We start from the raw sequence: 22748 nt of genomic DNA on the forward strand, positions 1-22748 counted from the left end.
AGTAATTTAACTATAATAAATCAATATTTTATTTCTTTAAAATATAATTTTTTTGTTAAGTTACTGACAAAACAGGAGAAAACTTTAGCATTTCTGTCGAAGGTTTTATTAAGTAATTTAAATAACTTTGTGTCTTTTGCATATCTTCTCTAGTACATCCACTGTAATTTTTATATTTTCTTCCGTATGACTAATGTTTAAAATTAATCTTATCCTACCCTCACGAAGTTTAACAGCTGGGTAACATATTGGTGTCGAATATATTCCTTCATAATAAAGATCCTTGACAACCATTCTTAATTTTTTGTGGTCTTCTATAAATATTGGAATAATTGGACTTTGACTATTTCCAAGATTAAATCCCTTAATTTTTAATAATTCTCTCATATACTTATTTTTTTTATGAAGCTCTTTTATCATCCAAGTATTCCTTTCAATTTCTTCAATGGATGAAAGAACCACAGAAGCATCTGCTGGTGTCATACAAGCTTGAAATACATAAGGGTCCGACCACTTTAGTAGTGAACAATATTTTTCCTTGGTAGCAACAAAACCCCCTATAGATGCAGTAGATTTTGATAAAGTTGACATAATAAAGTCAACATCTTCACTTACTCCTTCATTATAACAATATCCTTGACCTTTATCTCCATAAATACCAAAGGTGTGAGCCTCATCTACATATAAGTAGAAGTTATATTGTTTTTTTAGAGAAACTATTTCCTTCAAAGGCGCCAAATCTCCACTCATAGAATAAGCAGATTCAACAATTACAAAAATATTATCATAAGAATTCTTGTACTTAACTATTTTTGACTCTAAGTCTAAAACGTTATTATGCTTAAATGAAACCCATTTTGCATTTGATAATTTTAATCCATTTATTATAGATGAGTGACACTCTCTATCAAAAATAATCAAATCGTTATTTCCTGCCAAATAAGAAATTGCAGCCATATTTGCAGTAAATCCTGTGGGAAAAAGAATTGCTTTCTCTTTTCCAACTAGTTTTGCTATTTTCTTTTCTACTTCTTTGTGTAAAGAGCTCATCCCACAAGATGATGCAGAAGTACCACATCCTGTACCAAATTTTCTTAGAACATCACAAGCTTTTTCTATTATAGTTTTATTTCTATTTAAACTTAAATAGTGATTAACACACCATAATATACACTCTTTTTTATTTCCAGAATTCTCTGTAATAACGTTTGAAAGGTTAGAAGCTCCATATTCTAGATATCTGTCGTATTCATATCCTGTATATCTATTTTCTTTATTGATAAAATCCTGTATATATTTTGCTCTTTTTTCTATATTGATTATATTATTACTTTTTAAATATGCTAATACTTCTCCTATTGAACTCAAATGCTTGTCCATCTAGTCATCTCCTTAATAATTTAAGATTATGAAAAATTTGTATTTATCTATAATATAATTTACTGTATAAAGTTATGGAATACCCTACCCATCTTAATTATAATATAGCAAATAAGTATTTTTTTGTAAATAGTCGCTAATTTCCTAGGAATATTAGCTTTCAAATCTACATCAAAGTTCTTTTTAATCAATGTTATTTTGCATATCAAGTAGTACTTAAAATTTATTTATTATTTACTATAATTTGTACAAAATTTGTACAACATAAAAAAGATAGAAAAACTCTCCCTAACTTAATCAATAAACGTTCATAAAACAATATATTTTATCTAGCTTATGCCATGATTTCCACTTCATAAACTACCTTTAATTAGTAATATTAAAACTTAACCAAATAGCCTACTTTATTTATGATAAGATTCAACATATAACAATCTAAACTTTAATAATTTTTTTAATTATTTAACTACTTTACTACCAGTATGCAACTTATTTCCTCATTTATAGCATTCTTTATTAAATCTAATTACCAATTCCATTTTTGCATTTAATTAGGATCTTGCCCCATGCCATCACGAATTACTTTACCTCCACCAAATATTACTTCATCTCCATAGGTTGCATAATCTTTTTCAATCTCTATATATAAATCAGTATCTCCTAAACGAACAGCATCACCAGGTTCAAATCTAACAGCAGTACCAGCTGGAATATCTAGGTGCATTCCTTTAGTTTCTTCTCTATCAAATTTCAAAGCAAAATTTACTTCATAAAAATGATAGTGAGAACCTATTTGAATAGGACGGTCCCCTGTATTAATAACTTTAATCACAATAGTTCTTCTTCCCTCATTACAAATGATATCTTCATCTTTTAAAATATATTTTTGAAATCTCATTTATGGACTATCTTCCTTTTTTATTTATTTTATTGGATTATGTACTGTAACTAGTTTTGTACCATCTGGAAATGTAGCTTCTACCTGAACATCATGAATCATATCCCCAATACCTTCTATAACATCTTCAGTGATTAATATTTCCCTTCCTGATTTCATTAGTTCTGGTACAGACTTCCCTTCTCTAGCGCCTTCTAGTATTTCATAAGTAATTAGTGCTACCGCCTCAGGGTAGTTTAGTTTAATACCTTTCTCTTTTCGTCTTTTTGCCAAATCAGCTGCTACCACAATTAATAACTTTTCCTGTTCACGAGGTGAAAGTAACATATTTATTCCTCCCAAAATTTATAATTGACATCATGATATTACTTGAATTCATTATTTACATTAATTTAACTAGTATGCAGAACAAACCATTTTTTATAGCTAATATTACAATTTGTTTAATGCTCTTCTAGATCCTAAAAAGATCCATGTTACTATTACAAAAGGCATACTTAATGTAGGTAATCCATAGGGCAAAAGAAATGCATGAACACCAGCTGTTATTGGTACAGTAATTATAGCTGCTATGCATCCCATAATCTTAGCTAAAGAGTTCTTCACATCAAAGACTGCAGATACTGCTAACGTGGTTAACACTGCATTATACCCATATGCTCCAAGACTTATCAATGCATGCTCCCCGCCTAAAATATAAGCTGTAAGAAATCCAATCCCTGATCCTATAATAGAGTAAAATCCTAGCTTCCAATCTGCCCAAAATACTCCAATGAGAATTAAAATTCCTGGCCAAATATTATCTATAAAATATACTTGACCAACTCCATTGACTAATCCATCAATAAGAGAAATAGTACTTTTTATATTTAATTTCCAATGAGACAAATCTTGAGGTGCAAGTTCAGAAGTTAACTTTAAAATATTAAGTTGGTAATCTGCAAGTAATAAAAGCCATGTAAGTATAACGAAAGGAAAAGTTAGTACTGGAATATTTAAGTTCTTTAAGAAATGCATCATAGCTCCAGTAAATATTGCAGCAAATAACGCTCCCACAATGGCCATTATCCACCTTACATCTCCAGTTAGAAATAAACTTAGTGCTAATCCTGTTAGAATTGAGTTATATCCAAATAATCCTTGATTTACAAGACTTTTGTTCCCTCCTCCAAAGTGTCCTACTAATGTTCCTATAATTGAAGATATTAGTGATACAATTCCTAATTTGTAATTTACAATACTTATAGCTATAAGAATAATTACACCTAATACAGCGTTATCAATAAATATAATTTGTGAGATACCTTTTAAACATGCTGAAATAAAGCTGTTAAAGCTAGTTTCTCTCATAACTTATTCCTCTTTCCGTAAAATTTTTTATAAAAAATAGATTTGCCATTATATCTTAAGTATTATAATGACAAATCTATAAATAAATTATTCTATATATTTATTTTCATATAATTTTATTTATTCCATATATTCTTTGTAGTCTTTAAATATGTCTCCTACAATCGCTAGTAGAAATTAGGACATAATTATTAGATAGCTTGCATATTCTTTACAAAAGTATACGCTTCTTCATTATAAAGATCACTTAAAAAACCTATATGTACACTTTTACTTAAAACTTAAAATATCAATAATTTAATACAGGAGGTATTTAGAAAAATGCATATACTAGATAATTATTTAAGTCCCTCAACATGTGTTACACTGTATACCGCTACAGTTGTAATATTAAGGAGGGCTACAATTAAAATTAAAAATGAGGTTAGTAAAAAGAAGCTTCCACTTCTAGGTGTGTGTTCTGCATTTTCGTTTCTTATAATGATGTTTAATGTTCCACTTCCTGGTGGAACTACTGGGCATGCTATTGGAGGAACAATAATTGCAATACTTATAGGACCATATGCAGCTACTGTTGCCCTAACTGTAGTGCTTACAATACAAGCATTTTTATTTGGAGATGGAGGAATTTTAGCATTAGGAGCAAATGTGTTTAATATGGCAATTGTAATACCTTTTGTGGGATATTATTTATTCAACAAAATAAAGGGCGATAATCATAAAAGAAATTATCTAGCTGCCTTTATTGCAGCATATGTTGCAGCCAATATATCTGCTTTAGTAACAGCAGTGGAGCTTGGTTTACAGCCTCTTTTATTTAAAAGTGCTTCAGGACTGCCAACATACTTTCCTTACTCACTCAAAATAACTATACCATCAATGGTGATTCCTCATCTTCTATTTGCAGGAGCATTGGAAGGAATTATTACTGCAGGAGTATATATTTTCGTAAAGAAGACATCTCCAGACATTATTTATGAAGGGGATAATAAAGATAAAGAAATAAGAACTAGTCCATTATATGGCTTACTATTATCTATGATCCTTTTAAGTCCATTAGGCCTTCTAGCTAGTGGTAGTGTATGGGGTGAGTGGAGTTCTGAAGAAATTAATAAACTAATAGGATATATTCCAAATGGAATTAAAAATGGATTTCAGCATAGTGCACTTCTCCCAGATTATACAATATCCAAGTTAAGTGAACCTATATCATATGTCATTTCAGCAATACTCGGAGTAATCATAGTTATTATAGCCACCAAATTTATAAATAAAGGGATACTAATATATAAAAATAGGCAACAAAATGGAATGGATGTTTAAAGAAGATGAATATACTCCAAGTAATGATAAGAACAATTTTATAGATAAAAGTATCTTTTCTATATTAGGGGTACTATCTAGAATAAAGAGTAGTAATACAAATAAAGAAAATTTTATTTACAATATAAAGTGTGAAATGAAACTCATATCTACTATACTAATTGTTGTGCTTGTATCTTTATCTACTAACTATAAGTTTATTATAGGTGTAGGTATATATTTATTAACTTTAATTTCCTCGCTAGATAAATGTGACATTAAAAAAATACTATCTATAAGTATAGTAGTCCCTATTTTTACGTTTATAACCCTAATACCTTCTATATATTTTGGAGGTAATTATCATGAATTACTGATTGTAGGTAAAGTTTTTATAACTATTTTAACTACTAGTATCTTATCCTATACTACTATGTGGAATGAAATAGTAAGATCTTTAAAATTAATACATATTCCAGATATTTTTATTCTTATTATGGAAATTACCCTAAGATATATATTTATATTAGGAAAGTTTTCACTAGACATGTTTTACAGCTTGAAATTAAGATCTATAGGTAAGAATAGTAACAAATATAAATATTTATCTGGAATGATAGGGACGCTATTTCTAAAATCAAAAAAATTGGGGGACGAACTGTATTTTGCTATGGAATGTAGAGGATTTCAGGGAGAATTTAATAGGTATTCAAATTATAGAATAAGCTTAACAGATCTAGCTTATAGTTTAGCTAATATAATAATATTTTTAATGTTTATAGTTTTTATTTAGCTAGGATGTGAAAGAATGATAGAACTTGATAATGTGTCTTTTAGATATAAGAATGTAGAGGCGTTGAGTAATATAAATATTAAAATTAATAAGGGTGACTCTGTTGCCATAATAGGTTCTAATGGTAGTGGAAAGTCTACATTATTGAAGCTCTTGAATGGGTTGGTTTTTTCAGACCGAGGAAGGTATACTTTTGAAGGTATAGAGATTAATGAAAAGATAATGAATAATAGCAAATTTTCTAGTCTTTTTCATAAAAAAATAGGTTTTATATTTCAAAACTCTGACTCACAACTTTTTTGTCCAACAGTATATGATGAAATCGCATTCGGTCCAAGGCAAATGAATATGAATGAAGAGAATGTAGATCAGAGAGTTAAAGACTGTCTAGAGCTATTTAATATTGAACATCTTATGAAGGCTCCACCATATAATCTAAGTGAAGGAGAAAAGAAAAAAGTTGCTATAGCTAGTGTATTATCATTAAATCCAAATGTTTTAGTTCTAGACGAGCCCACTAATAATCTTGACCCAAGGACAAAAAATTTCTTAAAAGATATACTTATTAAACTTAATTTTCATGGGAAAACAATTATATGTGCAACACATGATTTTGAATATTTATAGGGTCTCTTTAAAGAAGCAATAGTATTTTCAGAAAATCATACTATTGTAAAGCAGGGAAACTATAATGAAATAATAAAAGATGATGAATTATTAAGAGCGTATAATATAAAGTGATAAACTTTATGAAACTATTAAAAGAAGATAAATATATATTTATCTTCTTTTATTTTTTCAATATTTCTTCACTTCATAAATTCTAATTTACTGAGTATAAGCATGTTATAAAAAATATGGACTTTTTCATTAATCAATCTGTTCGATACTCTATTTAAGTTAGTCGTACTATCACTTTCTTTTATAAGTTATTATACCTTAAAATAAAAAAGATACTATAAATAGTTATAGTATCTTCACCTATCTAAAGTATTTTCATTAAGGTCTGGTGTATAGAAAAACGAATATGTCGACATGAGTTTAAATACTTTATAGCCTTTATTAATTCAGATTATATTGTTCTTTTACTAAACTATAAAGACCTACTTTTTCTAGTAGCCCTATCGGTGCTAAAAATGTAACTGTAGCTGTTCCTGGATATCTACCAATTTCTACCGCTCCATTTATTGTAGTTCTATTCTTTACTTCTGGAACACTTATCCCAAAAAGTTCAGCTGCCCTACTAAGTCCATTATCTATTGCCTCATTTAAGTTTGATCCAGTCCCAACAAAGCTTATTGGTGCAGTATCTTCTAGGGATTCTACTCCCCACTCGCTTGCTAGTTCCGCTGCTCTTTTCTTTTCCTCTAAGCTTAGTGGTTTCGCTAGATATGGTAGATCTTCTTCAACAGGTAGTATTATTGGCCCATCAATATTTAAATTTTTGATTACTTTTACTTTTAAGGTAACAACTGCAGAAACATCACAAGTATGACCTGCTATTTCTCCATCTCCCTGCATAGCATGAACATCTCCTACATAAACTCCTCCACCCTTTACTTTAACAGGACATATAACTATTGCCCCTTCTCTCGCCCTATTAATATCCATATGTCCATCAGTTTTATTTTTTATCAATTCTTCTTCTGTTAATGAATACTTATGTGGAGCACCTAATAGGAATGATCCAAAATCTCCAGCATTGTGAGAGTCAGGCATAGCTATAGACGGAGTTGTTCCTAGTTGCCCAATAAACGGTTTCAATCTCGAAATGTTACCGACTATATCATGAGGTGCAAATGTTACTACCGGATGTTGAATTGAATTGTCTGGAACAGCCATGTATGACTTTGCTTTTTTGGCAGCTTCTTCCGATGCTTCTTTAGTTAGTGTAACCCCTATTGTTTTGTGTTCATTAAAAGCAATTGTATACCCATTAGTAAACTGGAATGCAGAAATCTCTTCATCACATTTTACACAGTGTACCGAAGCTGAACCAATACCTTCTAGTTTCGTTTCTGGATAAAGTGTACCACAGTTAGGACATCTCCCAGCTACAAAAGGGTCTCCTACAAAGTTTTTCTCTACTGCAACTTCATTTCCTGAAGATGCTACTGAAGAAGTTACGGTAACTGATTTAATATAGATTGCAATTGCATCTCCTATTTCTGCATTTTCCACGAATACAGGTTTTGTTACTTCATGTCCACCCCTTAATGCGGGAGTAATCATAGGTCCCCAGCATCCTGGCGCCGTATTAGCAACTATTATCCCTCCATCTTTGACAGGACCAAGCATTGATTGATTTGGATCTAATATTCCATTCGTGAACTCGTTTACGAATACACTTTCCTTTGGCAAAACATCTCCTCCTTCTTTTATCTAAAATCGTCTAACATTATTTATATTTGTATTTTCTCCATATTCATCTATTGTATTCTATATATTTATAGCCCTTATTTTTACTTAATTAAATTACAATATATTAATTATGCAAAATAACTATTCGTATAATATAGCCACCAAATGATTCGAAAAAGTATAGAGTAATTTTTGTATTTTAATCCTCTCTCAAAAAATAGTAAAAAAACTCCTACTTATATTCAAAGTAAGAGTTATTAGTATTAAGTATTTAGAAGTATATTTAATAATCATATTACCTATAAGAAAGACTACATATTAGAAACCTGTTCTGTTTTATCAAATGGGAGTCTTATTTATTGTTATTTTAAATTACTTTTTCCTTCCACTTATTTGTTCTTATATATATAGTAGATACTACAATAGAAACTACAGAAGCTATAGGTGCTGCTAATCCTAAACCAATTAGACCTTTTAAGAAAGTTATTGCTAGTAAAAATGCCATTGGCACTCTAACTAATATAGAAGATAATATACCATTTATCATTGCAAAAGTAGTTCTTCCACTTCCATTTAAGAAACCATTTAGATTGAATTTAATTGCAACTAACATAAAATCTATACTAAAAGTTTTCAAATAATCAGTTCCTGCTTTTACTACATCTTTATCTGCCTTAAATATTCCCATTATAGATTGAGGATGTAATTGTGCCCAAACAAAGAAAAACAATGAACATACAAGAGATATTAATATACTTATATTTAATGCTTTACTAGCACGCTCTGGTTGATTTGCTCCTATATTTTGAGCAGTTAGTGATGCTAAGGCATAAGACATTGCCATAGGTGGCAACATAGAAAATACCTCAAATTTAGCAACTATACCTACTGCTGCTGATTCCGATACCCCTAGACTATTAGCGATAGCAGCAATAACTAAAAAAGACATCCAAAGTAGTACTTCCTGTAAAGATAAAGGACCTCCAAGCTTTAATAACTTTAACATCTTATCTTTATTTACAATAAAGTTCTTTCGTTTAAATTCAAATATAAACTTTCTCCTTGAAAGATATATAATTGCTAAAATCATACTAATTCCTTGTGATACAATAGTTGCTAAAGCAGCTCCAGCAGCTCTCATATTAAATGCTCCTACTAAAATTAGATCTAGAACTATATTAAATACACAAGCTATAGCAATAAAATAAACAGGTCTTTTAGAGTCCCCAAGACCTCTAAGTATAGCACTTATGGAATTATAACCAAATATAAATATAATTCCACTGGAAGCTATAAGTACATATCTTGTGGCATCAGCATAAGCTTCTGATGGTGTTTGTAAAATATTGAGTAAATGTTTTGTTGATATAAACATCAAACCAGTTATCAATAATGATATAAAGATTCCCAAAGTCAACATAGTCCCTATAGTTTCAGATGTATCTTTATTCTTCCTTGCCCCATAATATTGACCTACAAGAATTGTTCCTCCCATAGTTAGTCCTGTTATTAATCCATTTACAATCTGCATAACTTGTGTACCAATAGCTACAGATGAAAGTCCAACCGTATCTGTAAACAATCCTACTATTAACAAATCTGCTGTTCCATATAAAGCCTGCATAAGATTAGCTATTATAAAAGGTATTGAAAAACTTATAAGTGATTTATAAATATTCCCTTCAGTTAAATTTTGTTCTGTTTGTTTCAACTAACACCATTCCTTTCTAGATAAACAGAAAGTATATGAGATCAATTACTTTCTAATCTTAGCAAAGAAGAATAACATATATTAATACATCTATAAATTATAGGTTACTCAGTTCTTCATAATTTGAAATTACTTTATGTACTATTCCATACTCAATTGCTTCATCAGCACTTAGCCAATAATCTCTATCTGTATCCTTCTCTACCTTTTCTAAAGGTTGACCAGTAGCATTACTAATTATCTTATTGATTCTACTACGTACTCTCAGTATTTCATCTGCTTCAATAAGAATATCTGTAGCTTGCCCTTTACAACCACCTAATGGCTGATGTATCAGATATCTAGTGTTAGGTAAAGAGTAACGATCTTGTTTATCAGCTGCAAGATAGATTGTAATACCTGCACTTACTACCCAACCAGTACCAATAACAATAACACGTGGTTTAACAAACTTAATCATATCATGAATTGTGTCACCAGCTTCAACATGCCCACCTTGACTGTTAATAAATAACTTTATTGGTTCATCTCCCATTTCTTGTAGAATTAAGAGTTGCGTAGTTACCTTTTCTGCTAAATCCTGAGTAATCTCTCCAGAGATTATAATTGATCTAGATTTTAATAACTTTTCTGTCACTAAATTAGAAGCTTTTTGTTTTTGTTCTTGTTCTTGATTATTCATAATATCACTCTCCTATTATTTAAGATATTTAATTACGATGATAGGCATATTTATCATCATATGTTTTGATTTCAAACAATTTTAACACAATTGCCATATAAAGGCAAAATCTATTTTATTCTCTTAAAGTTGCTATTCATAGTAAATTATACATAAAATTAATTTACTAAACCTTTAACTTTAATGAATAAGTCTTTTATTAAATACTTATAAATCATTACACCTAAAACTCTGTTTTAATTTTCTTTACATATTACTACTTATTTTCAAAATCCTTAAACAATAGACTTGGTTGAATTCCAGTATTATTTTGATACTTACCACTACTATACTTTTCATAATCTCCTTCAATTGAATGATAATATATCTGACAAACTTCAATATCTGGATAAATTCTAATTGGTTGAATACAATGAATCTCCAATGTCCAGTATCCAGAAAATCCAACATCACCAAATCCTGCTGTTACATGAATAAACAACCCAAGTCTTCCTATTGAAGATCTTCCCTCAAGCATTGGAACAAGATTTTCTGTCCTCGTATATTCTTTAGTTCTACCAAGATATAACTTGTTAGGTTCTAAAACTATACCTTCCTCTGGTATAATGATACTTTTTGCCTTATTCTCTTTCTTCATATCAAGAATATTGTCCTCGTATACTAATAATTCATTATATAACTTTAAATTGTAGCTATTGGGATTCAATTGTTTTGGATTAAAAGGCTCAATAAATATATCTTTTTCAAGTCTATTTTCAATTTCTTTTCCTGATAGAATCATTTTTTCACTCCCTATGTAATTTGATTTTAACTTTATACTTTATCACGCTACTCTACAAGATAATGCTATAATACTAAGTATTATTTACAATTATATCATCAAATGACATAGTTATTTACATAAATAATTATGACTATATATTTGAATAATAAACATTACTGATTTATTAAACTATTTTCATAATATAACCTTTATTATAAAGTATAAAAACTACAGATGTTTTTCTAATTCATCTAATCCGTATATTATTTTAACATCTGGTATGTCAATTTTATATTTTTTCTGTTTAACCAGATACCCTTTATACCAACTTTTTCGCAAGATAATATATCTGTCTTTAGATCATCACCTATGTAATAACAGTTTGAAGGAGATATTTTTACCTTTTTGCAAGCTATATCAAAAATCTTAATATCAGGTTTTGCAACTCCTACATCATCTGCTGTTATAATCACCTCAAAATAATCCTTAATGCCAATTTTCTCAAGTTTCAAAAGTTGCTGATTATAGTCCCCATTACTAATAATACCTAATCTATAGTTCTTTAATCTTTTTAAACAAGGAATGACATCATCAAATGCTACCCAATTATTTTCATAACTTGATAAATAGGCTTGAAACTTTTTTCTGCCTCATCATCAGATAGTTTTACTCCTGATAAAGCAAATATTTCTTTTATTCTTTCATTCCTTTGATTTTCAAATGTAAGCTCACCATCTAAAAATCTTCTAAAGTTCTTTTCAGAGATATTACACCACATATGATAAAATTCATTTTGATTGACATTAAAGTATTCTTTATTTATTTTATAAAGTGCCTTTACTCCTAAATATTCAGAAAGCTTATGATCAAGTAATGTTCCATCTAAATCAAAAAATATCATAAAATTATCACTACCTCATAAATTTTTTCATTATATAATTACTGCCTCTATAAGTTGTTAAGTATAATATCGTTTTTTATAAATAACGATTATCATTATATTTATCACGATTATATCACTCAGTATTCACTTGTAAAATATACATTCTTGAGTCATTTTTTGTACAAATTCATTAATCATTCTATAAGATCTTTTGAAAACTACTGATGATTCATTCATATAATTTATATAATTTTCTCTTTTATATATAATTTTACTTAAGCATTTATGCATAGTATTAATTCTTTAATTATCATTTTTAAATATATTTTTCTTTTTTTATTTCTGAATAAAAAATATCTAAATCTATCCTAAAACAACTATATATTTCATAATTTTAATAACGTACTATCTTCTAGTTTATTATATTTAATAGCCATAAAAGAATTAATGAACAACCCTATTTGGCATAGTCTTCCTGCTGTAAAAAATGGACATGTCTATCTTGTTGATTATGCAAAGTGAAGTTCTAATGATGCTTTTACAAGAGAAAAATTATTAGAAGAACTTCCTAAAGTTTTGAGTAACTAATTCTAATTCTTTGAAAACTTAACTTAACTAAAAAGTATTCAATGAAATAGTAGTTTTGATTTTACATTCATGAAATAATAATATATAAGCATGTTTATCTGTATTAAAAAAACACTATTTTAAAATAGTGTTTTTCACTTATTTTCCAGTTTTAAAAACTAATTTCTTGTCCTAACTGATTAATATTAGCTATTTTAGTAGATTTATCACTCACTTTATTAATAAATTCATCACATATATAGAAATTATCTCTAAAATGCATTGGAACTAGTAGTTTAGGCTTTATTGTATTTATAAAATATTCTCCACCTAAGTAATAGAATTCATCAAGTCTTGGATCTACGGGTATAAATGCAATATCTATATCTTCTCCTATAATTTTACTAACTTCACGCTTATAGTCTTCTTCCTCTATCTTACGTTTTTCTTCAGAAAACTTTTTCCAATGCCACCAGTTTAAATCCCCAGCATGAAACAAAGTAACTTCATCTACATCAACTAAAAACGAAACTCCTTTATCTGTTGAACCATAAGCTTTAATTGCTATATCTTTTATCTTAAGTGATTCATAAGGATTAACATAATGAAAATCAAATTTATCTATAATTTCCCTTAAATCACTACTCAATATATACTCTATATTTGGATTTTCCTTCTTCCAATCAAATATATCAGGAGTATAATGATCACTATGACTATGACTCACAAAGACAAAAATACTTTTATCCGTTTTAAATATTGAATTAGAAAGTATACTATCTTCTACATTTATTTTCTCTAAATTAAGACTATCCTCATAATAGTCAAATATCAAAATATTATTTTTAGTTTCCACTAAAAAGCTACTATGTCCTAAAGGAAATATATTGGCTTTAGAATCTCTCATATTAACCTCCTATTTATTTTTTATATAGTAATCATATATTTTTATATCCTTTTTGATTATCCTTTAATAATTAATTCATCTATATAAAACTTTTATTCACATTCTTTTTTGCGTTTAACTATTAAAAATCTCTAAGTTACAATACTTTTCATTCCTTTTTCTTTTCATAACCTTCATATTTAACTTTAATTCTGCAAAATCTATAGAAAATCTTCCTTTTTTTAAGGATTCATCTAAATTAAATGTAAACTTATCTTCAAAGTTTTGCTCGATACATATAGTAAAGCTTTTTTCATTTATATTATAGACACTACTCCAAGCTGTTAAATTTTCTTGCTTCACTGTAGAGATTATATCCATACATATCTCTTCGTTTAAATAAGATGTATCCTCCATAATACTTTTTATTTTATTATAGCGAATACAGTTCGTACTACTTGTTACTGATTTATTAGTTAACAGTCTATATTCATTAGAGTTTAATTCTATATTTTCCTCATAAACTCCCTCTTCATATATTCCTACTCTATTTTTAATATCTGCAAAAAAGTATTGAACCTTAGGCCATCCATATTTTATTCTGTAGTCTATTGTAAAGCTTTTAACTATATACATTGCTTCACCTACTGTTTTTGCTCTCTCTAAGATATATCTAACCATACTTAAACTATTTATCATTAATGGAGTTGAGGTTCTATCTTCTTCTCCCTTTGTAGGAAGTGCTACAACTGCTACAAATAATCCCTCTTCGTTCATACCTTCATATGCTCTATCTTCTCCCATTTGCTCAATAAAACAACATCCTATGGTATTTACTCCATAACTTCTGTAAGATGGTACAAAACATATATTTCCTCCGTATTGAACCCAATCAAAGCTTCTTCCTATAAGTATCTTATCATTTTCAAGTTTCCCAAATATAGTACACATAACTTGTCTCCTTATCTTTTTGTTTCCAAGCACTTTCCTCAATTTTTTCATTAAGATAGTTCTCTAATTAATTTTATATCTATCACTCACTTTATTTTTTTATATCTATTAAATAGTTAAATACATTTCATATTGAGAAATCTCATCTTTTTGGAATCCAGTATGTTTTACAAATCCTTCTATACTTGCATTATTAGGAAAGCTTATACTTAAACTCTTTAAATTAAGATCATTTATAGCTTTTATAATAATATTTCTTGCAATTCCTCTATGACGATGCTGTAATTTAGACCATATAAAGAAAATTCTACCATGGACACTTATACTTAAAGCCCCTATGAGTTCAGAATCTTTATATACTCCATAATGTACTAAGTCTTCAAGCTTTTTCATATAATCTAAATCATTTTGCCAATTAATATGTATATTTTCTAATTTAGATGATAGGTCAGCAATAGTTTCAAAATTAATCTTTTGAATATCTATAGAATTATCCACTTCCCTTTTTAAGTTAAAAACATCTTTATAAGAATAATATTTTATGTCATAAATTTTATCATATCCTAAGTTTCTATAAAATTTAATTGCCCTATCGTTTCCTACGATAACTTCTAAAAACATCTGTTTACATCTATTGTCTAATGCAACCTGCTTATGTAAATCAAACAGCTTCTTACTTATACCCTTACCTCTATAATCAGGATGAACGCAAAGAGCTCCACAACGAAGAGTTTTTACTCCTTCATAATTCTTAATTCCCCCTAAAATTACACCAATAGGTTTGCTATCATCTAATGCTATAAATGAATACTCTAACTGATTTCCTTCTGTTCCAAAAAATCTCTTTAAAAAGTCATCCTCAGACATCTCAACTTTTATGATATAATCTGAAAAACCTACTTGAAAAGCCTCATATACTTTCTCAAATTCAACATTAACACAATGATTGTATGTAATCATAATTAATCTCCCTTACTAATTTTTCTTAATATTATATCTATGTAATTCTCAACTACATCATGGGTAATAGTAATCTTCATTACAGAATTCATATAGCCAATACCGTCCATTGTAGATAAAATAATATAAACCATTGATGATATATCAATATCTTTTTCAAATTCTCCACAATCAATTCCTTGTTGTAAAATTTCAGCTAAATCATCATAAAATAGTTTGTATCTTTCTTTAGCTTTATCTGACATATTAGGATTTCTAGCAAGTACAGACCAAAATTCAAAAGTAAAGCGAGACATTTTTTGTATTTTCTCTTCAAATAGACCTGTTAAAGTCCAATGAATATAATTAATTAGTTTCTCTCTATTTGACACTGTATTTGGAATATTCTTAATCAAATCACGTCTCTCTTCTAATCGATTCTTTGCAATTTCTAAAAATATTTCTTCTTTGCTATTAAAATAATAATAAATTCCACCTTTACTTACACCGGAAGCTTTAACAATATCATCAATTGATGTCTCTGAGTATCCTTTCTCGGCGAACAAATCAAAAGCATGTTGAATAATCTTTTTCTTTTTAGCTCCTGTAGATTCTTTACTTATTTTAGACATGTTACCTCCTTTAAAAACCGACTGGTCAGTTTTTTATTTTATTCTATAGTAATCAGACTTAAAATACAACGATGAATTTAACATTATTGAAACTTATTATTTTATTTAAATTTCATAAATAAAATAGAGTTTGCACAAAATATTTAGGGTATTAATAGTCTATCAAACACAATTGAAACAAACTTTTATGTATGATAGAATGTAACAAAATTAAGCTAAATTTTTCCTAAATATATTTTTAGAATGTAAAAAATCATTTAATGTACATTTTAGATATTAAATAAGAAAGGATGAATCTATATGAAAAAAGTTGTTATATATACTAAAGATTACTGTCCATATTGTAAAGCAGCATGTGAATTATTTAAAAATAAAGGCGTAGATTTTATAGAAACTGATGTAACATATAACGAAGAGGTATTTAAAGAAGTTAAGAAAAAAACTGGTTGGACAACAGTTCCTCAGATTTTTATTGAAGACGAATTTATTGGTGGATGGGATGATATAAATGCCCTAAATAAGTCTCATCAGCTAGATCCTAAAATTGGATTATAGTAAAACTATATATTTACCTATACTTAAATAAAAGAACTCTCTCTTAGTAATTTTTATAAATCTAAGAGAGAGTTCTTTTATTTGTTTTTCTATCCTTTAACTTAAAATATTTAAGTATACCTCTTTATAAGTTGCAAATATTTTGAATGTTTTCATTATTTAACTATGTCTTCTATTACTTTTATAAAATAGTTCATCTCTTCATCGTTTCCTATACTTACTCTTAAGAAGTTATCTATTCTAGGCTGATTGAAATATCTAACAAGTACATTCTTTTCTTTCAGCCTGTTAAATATATCTTCTGCTTTTATATATGGATGACTAATAAAAACAAAATTAGTTTTTGAATCTATAACATTAAATCCTATAGATTTTAATTCTTCTGATACCCTATTTCTAGTATCTATAATTTTTCTTCTTGTCTCTTGAAAATATTCTTCATCTTTAATAGCTTCTATCGCTCCAAATAAAGCTAGTGTATCAGTAGTATAAGAGTTTACTGAATTTTTAATTCTATCTAGTCCAGTTATTAGATGTTCTTGTCCTAGTGCAAATCCAACTCTAAGACCTGCTAGTGATCGTGATTTAGATAACGTTTGTATTACTAATAAATTTTCATATTTATCAATAAGTTTAACTGATGATTCTCCTCCAAAGTCAATATAGGCTTCATCAACAATTACAACCTTATCTTTATTTTTATTTAAAACTTCTTCTATAAATTCAAGAGGTACATATCTTCCTGTTGGCGCATTAGGATTTGGAAATATAATACCTCCATTTGGTATGAAAAATTTATCTATCGGCAATGAAAGGTCATTATTTAAAGATATTAAGTTATATTTTATATTAAATAAATTAGAATATACTTTATAAAAACTATACGTAATATCTGGAATTAATATAGGCTCATTAGGATTAAAAAATCCTATAAATGAAAAAGCTAATATTTCATCAGAACCATTGCCTATGAACACTTGCTCTTTCTTTAGAGAATAATAGTCAGCTATTGTATCTCTAAGTCTTTCACTAGTCGGATCTGGATAGAGTTTCAAGTTTTCATTTGCAGCATTTTGTATAGCCTTAATAACTTGTTCTGATGGAGGGTATGGATTTTCATTAGTATTTAGTTTGATATACTTTTTATCTTTAGGTTGTTCTCCAGGTATGTAAGGGTCTATTTTCTTTGTAATGTCACTCCAATATTTACTCATATATCTGCTCCTCTTATTTATATTTTTAATACTATTAGGGCTTAGCTACCATAAAAAATTTATTTAGACTAATTTTATCAAATACTATATATTTTAAATAAGTAGCTATATAAAATACCATTATAATATTTAAATATACTTATTCTCATCTTTATAAGAAACTCTTAATACATGATACTTAATTTAATCTAGTATATTGTACTATTTTTATATGTATAATCATATATTCTAAGTTAATTTTTGTAAACATATTGGTTTGTAGATCTCTTCATTAAGATTTAAAATATTATTTAATATTATCTAACTTTTCTTTTAGCTCTAATTTATTTATTATAAATATCTCTATACTATAAATGAATTTAGTGTAAATAAAAAATAATTATCTATAAAAAATAAAAAAATGCTTATTATACTAAAAAACGGTTAAATAGTATATTATAAGTTATTCTAATTTAGGTTAATTATTTTACTTTTTAATTGTAAAAAAAGAGAATGAAAAACAAATATGATGAAGAAAATAAGTAAGTTCATTAAATTAATTATTTTATAAAATATAGCTAATAAAAAACGTAATTTATAAGTATGAAGGGAGTTTTAGTTATGCAGAAACCAGTTATTGGATTAGTATCTAGTCTTACGTATTATACATTACCAAATAAAGAACTAGCTGAAAAAGTTTCACTAGATATTGAGTATAGTGAGTGTATTGAAAGTGCTGGAGGAATACCACTAGTAATTCCTATAACAAAAATTAGAGAAGATATAGAAAGACAAGTTGAATTATGTGATGGACTATTATTCACAGGTGGTATGGATATAAATCCAATAACTTATGGAGAAGAAATCTATTATGACCTATGGAAGTATAACTCTTCTCTTGATAAGTTTCAATTAACTTTGGGTGAGATAGCTCTAGAAAAAAACTTACCTATTTTAGGTATATGTAGAGGACTTCAAATTTTAAATGTAGTCAGAGGAGGTACTCTATATCAAGATTTATCTCAAATAAAAAAAGCTACTTTGAAACATATACAGGCATCAAAGCGAAGCGATATAGGCCATAAAGTGACTATAGAAGAAGACAGTATACTATACAGCATATTTGGAAAAGAAACTTATGTAAATACTTTACACCATCAAGTTATAAAAGACATTGGAAGAGGTATAAAGGTAGTCTCAAGATCAAGTGATGGTATTATTGAAGGAATTGAAATACCTGATAGGAAGTTCGTAGTAGCTGTTCAATGGCATCCAGAATTACTTGCCGAATACGATGATAAAAGTAAAGCTTTATTTAAATTGTTCATAGATAATTGTAAGTAATATATGTCAGTTATAAAAATCAAGAGAGTATCTTAAAGCTATATACTGTCTTGATTTTTATATATATCATAAGAAAACAAGGAAAATTTCAAAGATGAACTATTATAGCATCAGCTATAAAGAATGAGCATCTTAAATATAATTAAATGTTTTAATTTTAATAAACTATTTTCTCTTAAAGTGTAAAAAATAAAGTAGATTGATTAGCATTATTCATCTACTTACCTGATAAAATAGTTATCCTATAATTTTTATTTTAATTTTATTTCCCATATATATGACTTATTCATTGAAAATCTAGTTCTTTTTATACAGCTATGCCCTATAAACTTTAACTTTCCTAATAATCCTTTTATTATATTTCCGTAAATCTCATCACAAGATGTGACTACTTTTTTTACTGATATAAATCCAAATTCTTCTAGTGGGACAGAAGTCTGTACACATACATGAACAATTTCATTAGTTATATGTTCTTCTATTGACTTAAGAATTCTATAACTTGAAGGTCCACTAAACTCTTTAAACACTTTAGTTCCCACAATATCTTTCGTTCCTACAGGATCCCCATAGGAAATTATTTTAGCTCCTCTACTTATTGCTTCCTTAATATATTTAACAACGTTTTTCTCTATGCTATTTAATATTTCATTTACATCCTCAGGATTTTTTCTAATGCTTTTATAAAGTATCAATGGGTCTATCATTGAAGATATTATAGTAAAAGGTCCTTCAACGTTCAATGACACTATTTCACCTTTATCTGATAATATCTTAATGGCATCTAAAACTGACCTCACTCTTCCTTTAGAAAAGTCTATATCTAGATTATTTAACATTTCTTCAACTGAACTATATTTATACTTATTTACTCTTGGCCCGTACTTTTCATCTCCCAACTGTATATCTGATCCCAGTGCCTCAGCCTCTACAGTATTGCAAAATGGTAGAATACATATAGAATTTTTGTTGTGATCTTTTATATCTTTTGATAATAGAGCCATACTATTACTATCAATATGTACTTTTGGAAATAAGAATCTCTGTTTTTCAATTATCTCTTTAGGAATCTCGTCTAAAATATCACCTTGACATTTTGTAGATATTTCGTCCATTTATTTCACCTCAATACAAATATATATTTCCTTGTATTAATAATAATTTTGATATCTAAAATAAAATTCTATTATTCTTTCTATATACCTTTAACTTACAACTAGAAAAGATTCACAATTTATCATCATTTCTACTATAAATAATAATATAAGTTACAAAATTATTATTTTTTCTAAAAAAATTAAATGCTTTATATATTATCAATTCTAATACAGTATCTCTTATAAATATAGCGTTTGTAGTGTATATCAAATTTTTTTAAATTTAATAAATAAAAGCAATTGATATTACTCATACTAATAATAAAAATTATGGAGGGATATATATGTTTGGTTTAACACCTTTTAGAAGAGGAAGAAATGATGTTTTTGATTTCTTTAATGAAATGGAAAAAAACTTTATGCAAAGCTTTAATAACGAATTCTTTAATTTTAAAACAGACATCGTTGAAAAAGAAGATAAGTTTATATTAGAAGCTGAATTACCAGGATTCAATAAAGAAAATATTGATGTTAAAGTTGATGATAATAAACTTACTATTAGTGCTAAACAAGATACAAGCACAGAAGAAAATAAAGACAATTATGTTCGTAAAGAAAGACGATATGGATCATTTGTAAGAAGCTTCGATGTATCAAATGTTAAAGTTGATGATATTAAAGCAGATTATAAAAATGGTATACTAACTCTTGAGTTACCTAAAAAAGATTCTGGCAATTCTAATGGTAAAAAAATAGATATCAATTAAAATTAAAGATGTCAGTAATAAATTAAAATGCTTAGAGTATCTATAATTAGAACACTAAGCATTTTTTATTATATTTTTAGTTATTTTACTATAAAATAAATTTTTAAGATAATAATACAATAATTTTAGTTTTTAAAATTTAGTTCCTTATATACATACTTTTCATATTTAATAGTCATATTATTTTATATCTAAAATTTTAATATAATCAACTAGCGGGTCATCAGTTCCTTGTAATTGACAGTTCTCACCTTTTAATATATTAATATAATCTATTATTTCTTTAGTTATTATTTCTCCTATACAGATCACAGGTATCCCTGGTGGGTAAGCCATAACTATTTCACCTGCTATCTCTCCTTCTGAATCTGAAAGTTTGACTAATTTCTTTTTCATATAATATGCCTCTCTTGGTGATACTATGCTATCAGGATATTTAGGTAAAAAGTTTATCTTATTATAGGGTTTTATTTTAGTTTTATCTGATATATCTTTTAAACTATTAATTAATGCCTCAAAATTTTCCTTTACATCACCAATACTTGCTATAGCAAGTATATTATTAAGGTCAGCTAGCTCAATTTGTATATTATATTCTTTTCTTAATTTTGACTCCATCTCGTATCCTGTATAACCTAAATTTCTAACATTTATACCTAACTTAGTTTCATCAAAGTTAAAGCAACCTGGATACCCCACTAGCTCTTTTCCAAATGCATATACTCCTTCTATCTTGTTAATTTCATCACGTGCCCATCTAACCATTTGTAGAGTATTTTCTAGCAATTCTCTACCTTTTATAGACATATGTTTTCTAGCTACATCCAGAGAACACATTAGTAAATATGAAGCACTTGAAGTATATATTAAATTTAAAGTTTTCTTTACTTTGTCTGGCGAAATTTTAGTATTACCCATCATAAGAACTGAACTCTGTGTTAAAGAACCACCTGTCTTATGCATACTTAATGTACTCATATCTGCTCCTGACTTCATAGCTGTTAATGGAAAATCTTCATGAAAATACATATGAGATCCATGTGCTTCATCTACTAATACTAATATATCGTGGCTATGAGCTATTTCTACTATTGTCTTTATGTCAGAGGTAAAACCATAATAAGTAGGATTTATTAAAAATAATGCTTTAACATTTGGATGAGATTTTATAGTATTTTCAATCTTCTCAACAGTTATACCATTGGCTATTCCTAGCTCCTCATTAATTTCTGGTTCTACGTAAATCGGAACTGCTCCACTTAGTATAATTCCACCTATAACAGACTTATGAGCGTTTCTAGGAATAATTATCTTATCACCAGGCTTACAAGCACTCATTATCATAGCTTGGATTCCTGAAGTTGTGCCATTAACTAGAAAAAAGGCTTTTTGTGCCCCAAATGCATCAGCAAGAAGTCTCTCAGATTCATATATAACACCTGTTGGATTATTAAAATAGTCTAGGTCTTCCATTCCGTTTACATCCATATTTAATACACGTTTTCCTAAATAATTCATCAATTCAGGAATGCCTTTACCATGTTTGTGTCCAGGTACATGAAATGGTATAACTTCATCATCTATATATTTTTTTACAGCATCAAATAAAGGAGTTAAGTTTTGATCTATATTTTTCAAATACATTACCACCCTTCTCAAAACTACTACTTAATTTACAGAAAGTATAGTCAAGT

General features: G+C 27.9%; 23 protein-coding genes. 6 read left to right on the top strand and 17 right to left on the bottom strand.

Annotated elements, in window-relative coordinates; all coding sequences use genetic code 11:
- Positions 1-117 precede the first annotated feature (117 nt).
- The 4 genes from CLPU_RS12405 to CLPU_RS12420 form a co-directional block, all read right to left on the bottom strand.
- Complete coding sequence (locus tag CLPU_RS12405) at positions 118-1380, bottom strand: aminotransferase class I/II-fold pyridoxal phosphate-dependent enzyme (RefSeq protein WP_050355992.1); 1263 nt, start codon at positions 1378-1380, stop codon at positions 118-120.
- Between the two features lie 547 nt (positions 1381-1927).
- The gene (gene ureB / locus CLPU_RS18140; RefSeq protein WP_082154218.1) at positions 1928-2278 is read right to left on the bottom strand and encodes an urease subunit beta; all 351 of its coding nucleotides are present in this window, start codon (positions 2276-2278) and stop codon (positions 1928-1930) included.
- A gap of 24 nt (positions 2279-2302) precedes the next feature.
- A complete protein-coding gene (locus tag CLPU_RS12415) occupies positions 2303-2605 on the bottom strand; it encodes an urease subunit gamma (RefSeq protein WP_050355993.1) in 303 nt (100 codons plus the stop codon).
- 105 nt (positions 2606-2710) lie between these two features.
- Positions 2711-3628 carry an urea transporter gene (locus tag CLPU_RS12420; RefSeq protein ID WP_082154219.1) on the bottom strand — a complete coding sequence of 306 codons (918 nt, stop codon included), beginning with the start codon at positions 3626-3628 and terminating at the stop codon, positions 2711-2713.
- 321 nt (positions 3629-3949) lie between these two features.
- On the opposite strand from CLPU_RS12420, the gene cbiM reads away from it, so the two are divergent.
- Genes cbiM through CLPU_RS12435 form a run of 3 tightly spaced genes read left to right on the top strand, consistent with a single transcriptional unit; the run spans position 3950 to position 6350 of the window.
- Positions 3950-4951 carry a cobalt transporter CbiM gene (gene cbiM / locus CLPU_RS12425; RefSeq protein ID WP_050355994.1) on the top strand — a complete coding sequence of 334 codons (1002 nt, stop codon included), beginning with the start codon at positions 3950-3952 and terminating at the stop codon, positions 4949-4951.
- Positions 4935-5723, top strand: coding sequence for an energy-coupling factor transporter transmembrane component T (locus CLPU_RS12430; RefSeq protein ID WP_097677573.1), 789 nt, complete (start codon positions 4935-4937; stop codon positions 5721-5723). Before cbiM ends, CLPU_RS12430 begins: the two co-directional genes overlap by 17 nt.
- A gap of 15 nt (positions 5724-5738) precedes the next feature.
- Positions 5739-6350, top strand: coding sequence for an energy-coupling factor ABC transporter ATP-binding protein (locus CLPU_RS12435; protein WP_162198916.1), 612 nt, complete (start codon positions 5739-5741; stop codon positions 6348-6350).
- Positions 6351-6785: 435 nt separating this feature from the next.
- On the opposite strand, the gene CLPU_RS12440 is transcribed toward CLPU_RS12435, so the two are convergent.
- From CLPU_RS12440 to CLPU_RS12480, 10 genes are all read right to left on the bottom strand, one after another.
- Positions 6786-8084: an acetamidase/formamidase family protein gene (locus tag CLPU_RS12440; RefSeq protein WP_050355995.1), complete on the bottom strand. Its 1299-nt coding sequence runs from the start codon at positions 8082-8084 to the stop codon at positions 6786-6788.
- A 367-nt stretch (positions 8085-8451) separates the two neighbouring features.
- On the bottom strand, positions 8452-9795 hold the full coding sequence (locus CLPU_RS12445; RefSeq protein WP_050355996.1) for an MATE family efflux transporter: 1344 nt from the start codon (positions 9793-9795) through the stop codon (positions 8452-8454).
- Positions 9796-9892: 97 nt separating this feature from the next.
- On the bottom strand, positions 9893-10477 hold the full coding sequence (locus tag CLPU_RS12450) for an ATP-dependent Clp protease proteolytic subunit (protein WP_050355997.1): 585 nt from the start codon (positions 10475-10477) through the stop codon (positions 9893-9895).
- A 256-nt stretch (positions 10478-10733) separates the two neighbouring features.
- Positions 10734-11258 carry a dCTP deaminase gene (gene dcd, locus CLPU_RS12455; protein ID WP_050355998.1) on the bottom strand — a complete coding sequence of 175 codons (525 nt, stop codon included), beginning with the start codon at positions 11256-11258 and terminating at the stop codon, positions 10734-10736.
- 245 nt (positions 11259-11503) lie between these two features.
- Positions 11504-11824 carry an HAD family hydrolase gene (locus CLPU_RS17715; RefSeq protein ID WP_235436180.1) on the bottom strand — a complete coding sequence of 107 codons (321 nt, stop codon included), beginning with the start codon at positions 11822-11824 and terminating at the stop codon, positions 11504-11506.
- A gap of 14 nt (positions 11825-11838) precedes the next feature.
- On the bottom strand, positions 11839-12141 hold the full coding sequence (locus CLPU_RS17720) for an HAD family hydrolase (RefSeq protein WP_200898585.1): 303 nt from the start codon (positions 12139-12141) through the stop codon (positions 11839-11841).
- A 721-nt stretch (positions 12142-12862) separates the two neighbouring features.
- Entirely contained in the window at positions 12863-13597 is a 735-nt protein-coding gene (locus CLPU_RS12465; protein WP_050355999.1) for an MBL fold metallo-hydrolase, read from the bottom strand.
- Between the two features lie 114 nt (positions 13598-13711).
- On the bottom strand, positions 13712-14527 hold the full coding sequence (locus tag CLPU_RS12470) for a C45 family peptidase (protein ID WP_050356000.1): 816 nt from the start codon (positions 14525-14527) through the stop codon (positions 13712-13714).
- A gap of 108 nt (positions 14528-14635) precedes the next feature.
- Positions 14636-15487, bottom strand: coding sequence for a GNAT family N-acetyltransferase (locus CLPU_RS12475; protein WP_050356001.1), 852 nt, complete (start codon positions 15485-15487; stop codon positions 14636-14638).
- A 2-nt stretch (positions 15488-15489) separates the two neighbouring features.
- A complete protein-coding gene (locus CLPU_RS12480) occupies positions 15490-16098 on the bottom strand; it encodes a TetR/AcrR family transcriptional regulator (protein WP_050356002.1) in 609 nt (202 codons plus the stop codon).
- A gap of 300 nt (positions 16099-16398) precedes the next feature.
- Here CLPU_RS12480 and CLPU_RS12485 point away from each other — a divergent pair, with 300 nt between their 5' ends.
- The gene (locus CLPU_RS12485) at positions 16399-16653 is read left to right on the top strand and encodes a glutaredoxin (RefSeq protein ID WP_050356003.1); all 255 of its coding nucleotides are present in this window, start codon (positions 16399-16401) and stop codon (positions 16651-16653) included.
- 155 nt (positions 16654-16808) lie between these two features.
- On the opposite strand, the gene hisC is transcribed toward CLPU_RS12485, so the two are convergent.
- Positions 16809-17867 carry a histidinol-phosphate transaminase gene (gene hisC, locus CLPU_RS12490; RefSeq protein WP_050356004.1) on the bottom strand — a complete coding sequence of 353 codons (1059 nt, stop codon included), beginning with the start codon at positions 17865-17867 and terminating at the stop codon, positions 16809-16811.
- Between the two features lie 600 nt (positions 17868-18467).
- Here hisC and CLPU_RS12495 point away from each other — a divergent pair.
- Positions 18468-19190, top strand: coding sequence for a gamma-glutamyl-gamma-aminobutyrate hydrolase family protein (locus CLPU_RS12495; protein ID WP_050356005.1), 723 nt, complete (start codon positions 18468-18470; stop codon positions 19188-19190).
- Positions 19191-19441: 251 nt separating this feature from the next.
- On the opposite strand, the gene CLPU_RS12500 is transcribed toward CLPU_RS12495, so the two are convergent.
- Positions 19442-20305, bottom strand: coding sequence for a uroporphyrinogen decarboxylase family protein (locus CLPU_RS12500; protein ID WP_050356006.1), 864 nt, complete (start codon positions 20303-20305; stop codon positions 19442-19444).
- Between the two features lie 326 nt (positions 20306-20631).
- On the opposite strand from CLPU_RS12500, the gene CLPU_RS12505 reads away from it, so the two are divergent.
- On the top strand, positions 20632-21054 hold the full coding sequence (locus CLPU_RS12505) for an Hsp20/alpha crystallin family protein (RefSeq protein WP_050356007.1): 423 nt from the start codon (positions 20632-20634) through the stop codon (positions 21052-21054).
- Positions 21055-21234: 180 nt separating this feature from the next.
- Here the strand turns inward: CLPU_RS12505 and CLPU_RS12510 are convergent, their stop codons facing one another.
- On the bottom strand, positions 21235-22692 hold the full coding sequence (locus tag CLPU_RS12510; protein WP_235436178.1) for an aminotransferase class I/II-fold pyridoxal phosphate-dependent enzyme: 1458 nt from the start codon (positions 22690-22692) through the stop codon (positions 21235-21237).
- Between the last annotated feature and the right edge of the window lie 56 nt (positions 22693-22748).

It is taken from the genome of Gottschalkia purinilytica (genome assembly GCF_001190785.1).
GTDB lineage: Bacteria > Bacillota > Clostridia > Tissierellales > Gottschalkiaceae > Gottschalkia_A > Gottschalkia_A purinilytica.

Coding starts and splice junctions, on each gene's coding strand:
- dcd (WP_050355998.1), bottom strand. CDS start 11,258: ATGATTCTATCAGGAAAAGAAATTGAAAATAGACTTGAAAAAGATATA.
- CLPU_RS12415 (WP_050355993.1), bottom strand. CDS start 2,605: ATGTTACTTTCACCTCGTGAACAGGAAAAGTTATTAATTGTGGTAGCA.
- CLPU_RS12500 (WP_050356006.1), bottom strand. CDS start 20,305: ATGGACGAAATATCTACAAAATGTCAAGGTGATATTTTAGACGAGATT.
- CLPU_RS12430 (WP_097677573.1), top strand. CDS start 4,935: ATGGAATGGATGTTTAAAGAAGATGAATATACTCCAAGTAATGATAAG.
- cbiM (WP_050355994.1), top strand. CDS start 3,950: ATGCATATACTAGATAATTATTTAAGTCCCTCAACATGTGTTACACTG.
- CLPU_RS12450 (WP_050355997.1), bottom strand. CDS start 10,477: ATGAATAATCAAGAACAAGAACAAAAACAAAAAGCTTCTAATTTAGTG.
- CLPU_RS12505 (WP_050356007.1), top strand. CDS start 20,632: ATGTTTGGTTTAACACCTTTTAGAAGAGGAAGAAATGATGTTTTTGAT.
- ureB (WP_082154218.1), bottom strand. CDS start 2,278: ATGAGATTTCAAAAATATATTTTAAAAGATGAAGATATCATTTGTAAT.
- CLPU_RS12470 (WP_050356000.1), bottom strand. CDS start 14,527: ATGTGTACTATATTTGGGAAACTTGAAAATGATAAGATACTTATAGGA.
- CLPU_RS17720 (WP_200898585.1), bottom strand. CDS start 12,141: ATGATATTTTTTGATTTAGATGGAACATTACTTGATCATAAGCTTTCT.
- CLPU_RS12435 (WP_162198916.1), top strand. CDS start 5,739: ATGATAGAACTTGATAATGTGTCTTTTAGATATAAGAATGTAGAGGCG.
- hisC (WP_050356004.1), bottom strand. CDS start 17,867: ATGAGTAAATATTGGAGTGACATTACAAAGAAAATAGACCCTTACATA.
- CLPU_RS12475 (WP_050356001.1), bottom strand. CDS start 15,487: ATGATTACATACAATCATTGTGTTAATGTTGAATTTGAGAAAGTATAT.
- CLPU_RS12420 (WP_082154219.1), bottom strand. CDS start 3,628: ATGAGAGAAACTAGCTTTAACAGCTTTATTTCAGCATGTTTAAAAGGT.
- CLPU_RS12465 (WP_050355999.1), bottom strand. CDS start 13,597: ATGAGAGATTCTAAAGCCAATATATTTCCTTTAGGACATAGTAGCTTT.
- CLPU_RS12405 (WP_050355992.1), bottom strand. CDS start 1,380: ATGGACAAGCATTTGAGTTCAATAGGAGAAGTATTAGCATATTTAAAA.
- CLPU_RS12485 (WP_050356003.1), top strand. CDS start 16,399: ATGAAAAAAGTTGTTATATATACTAAAGATTACTGTCCATATTGTAAA.
- CLPU_RS12495 (WP_050356005.1), top strand. CDS start 18,468: ATGCAGAAACCAGTTATTGGATTAGTATCTAGTCTTACGTATTATACA.
- CLPU_RS12480 (WP_050356002.1), bottom strand. CDS start 16,098: ATGTCTAAAATAAGTAAAGAATCTACAGGAGCTAAAAAGAAAAAGATT.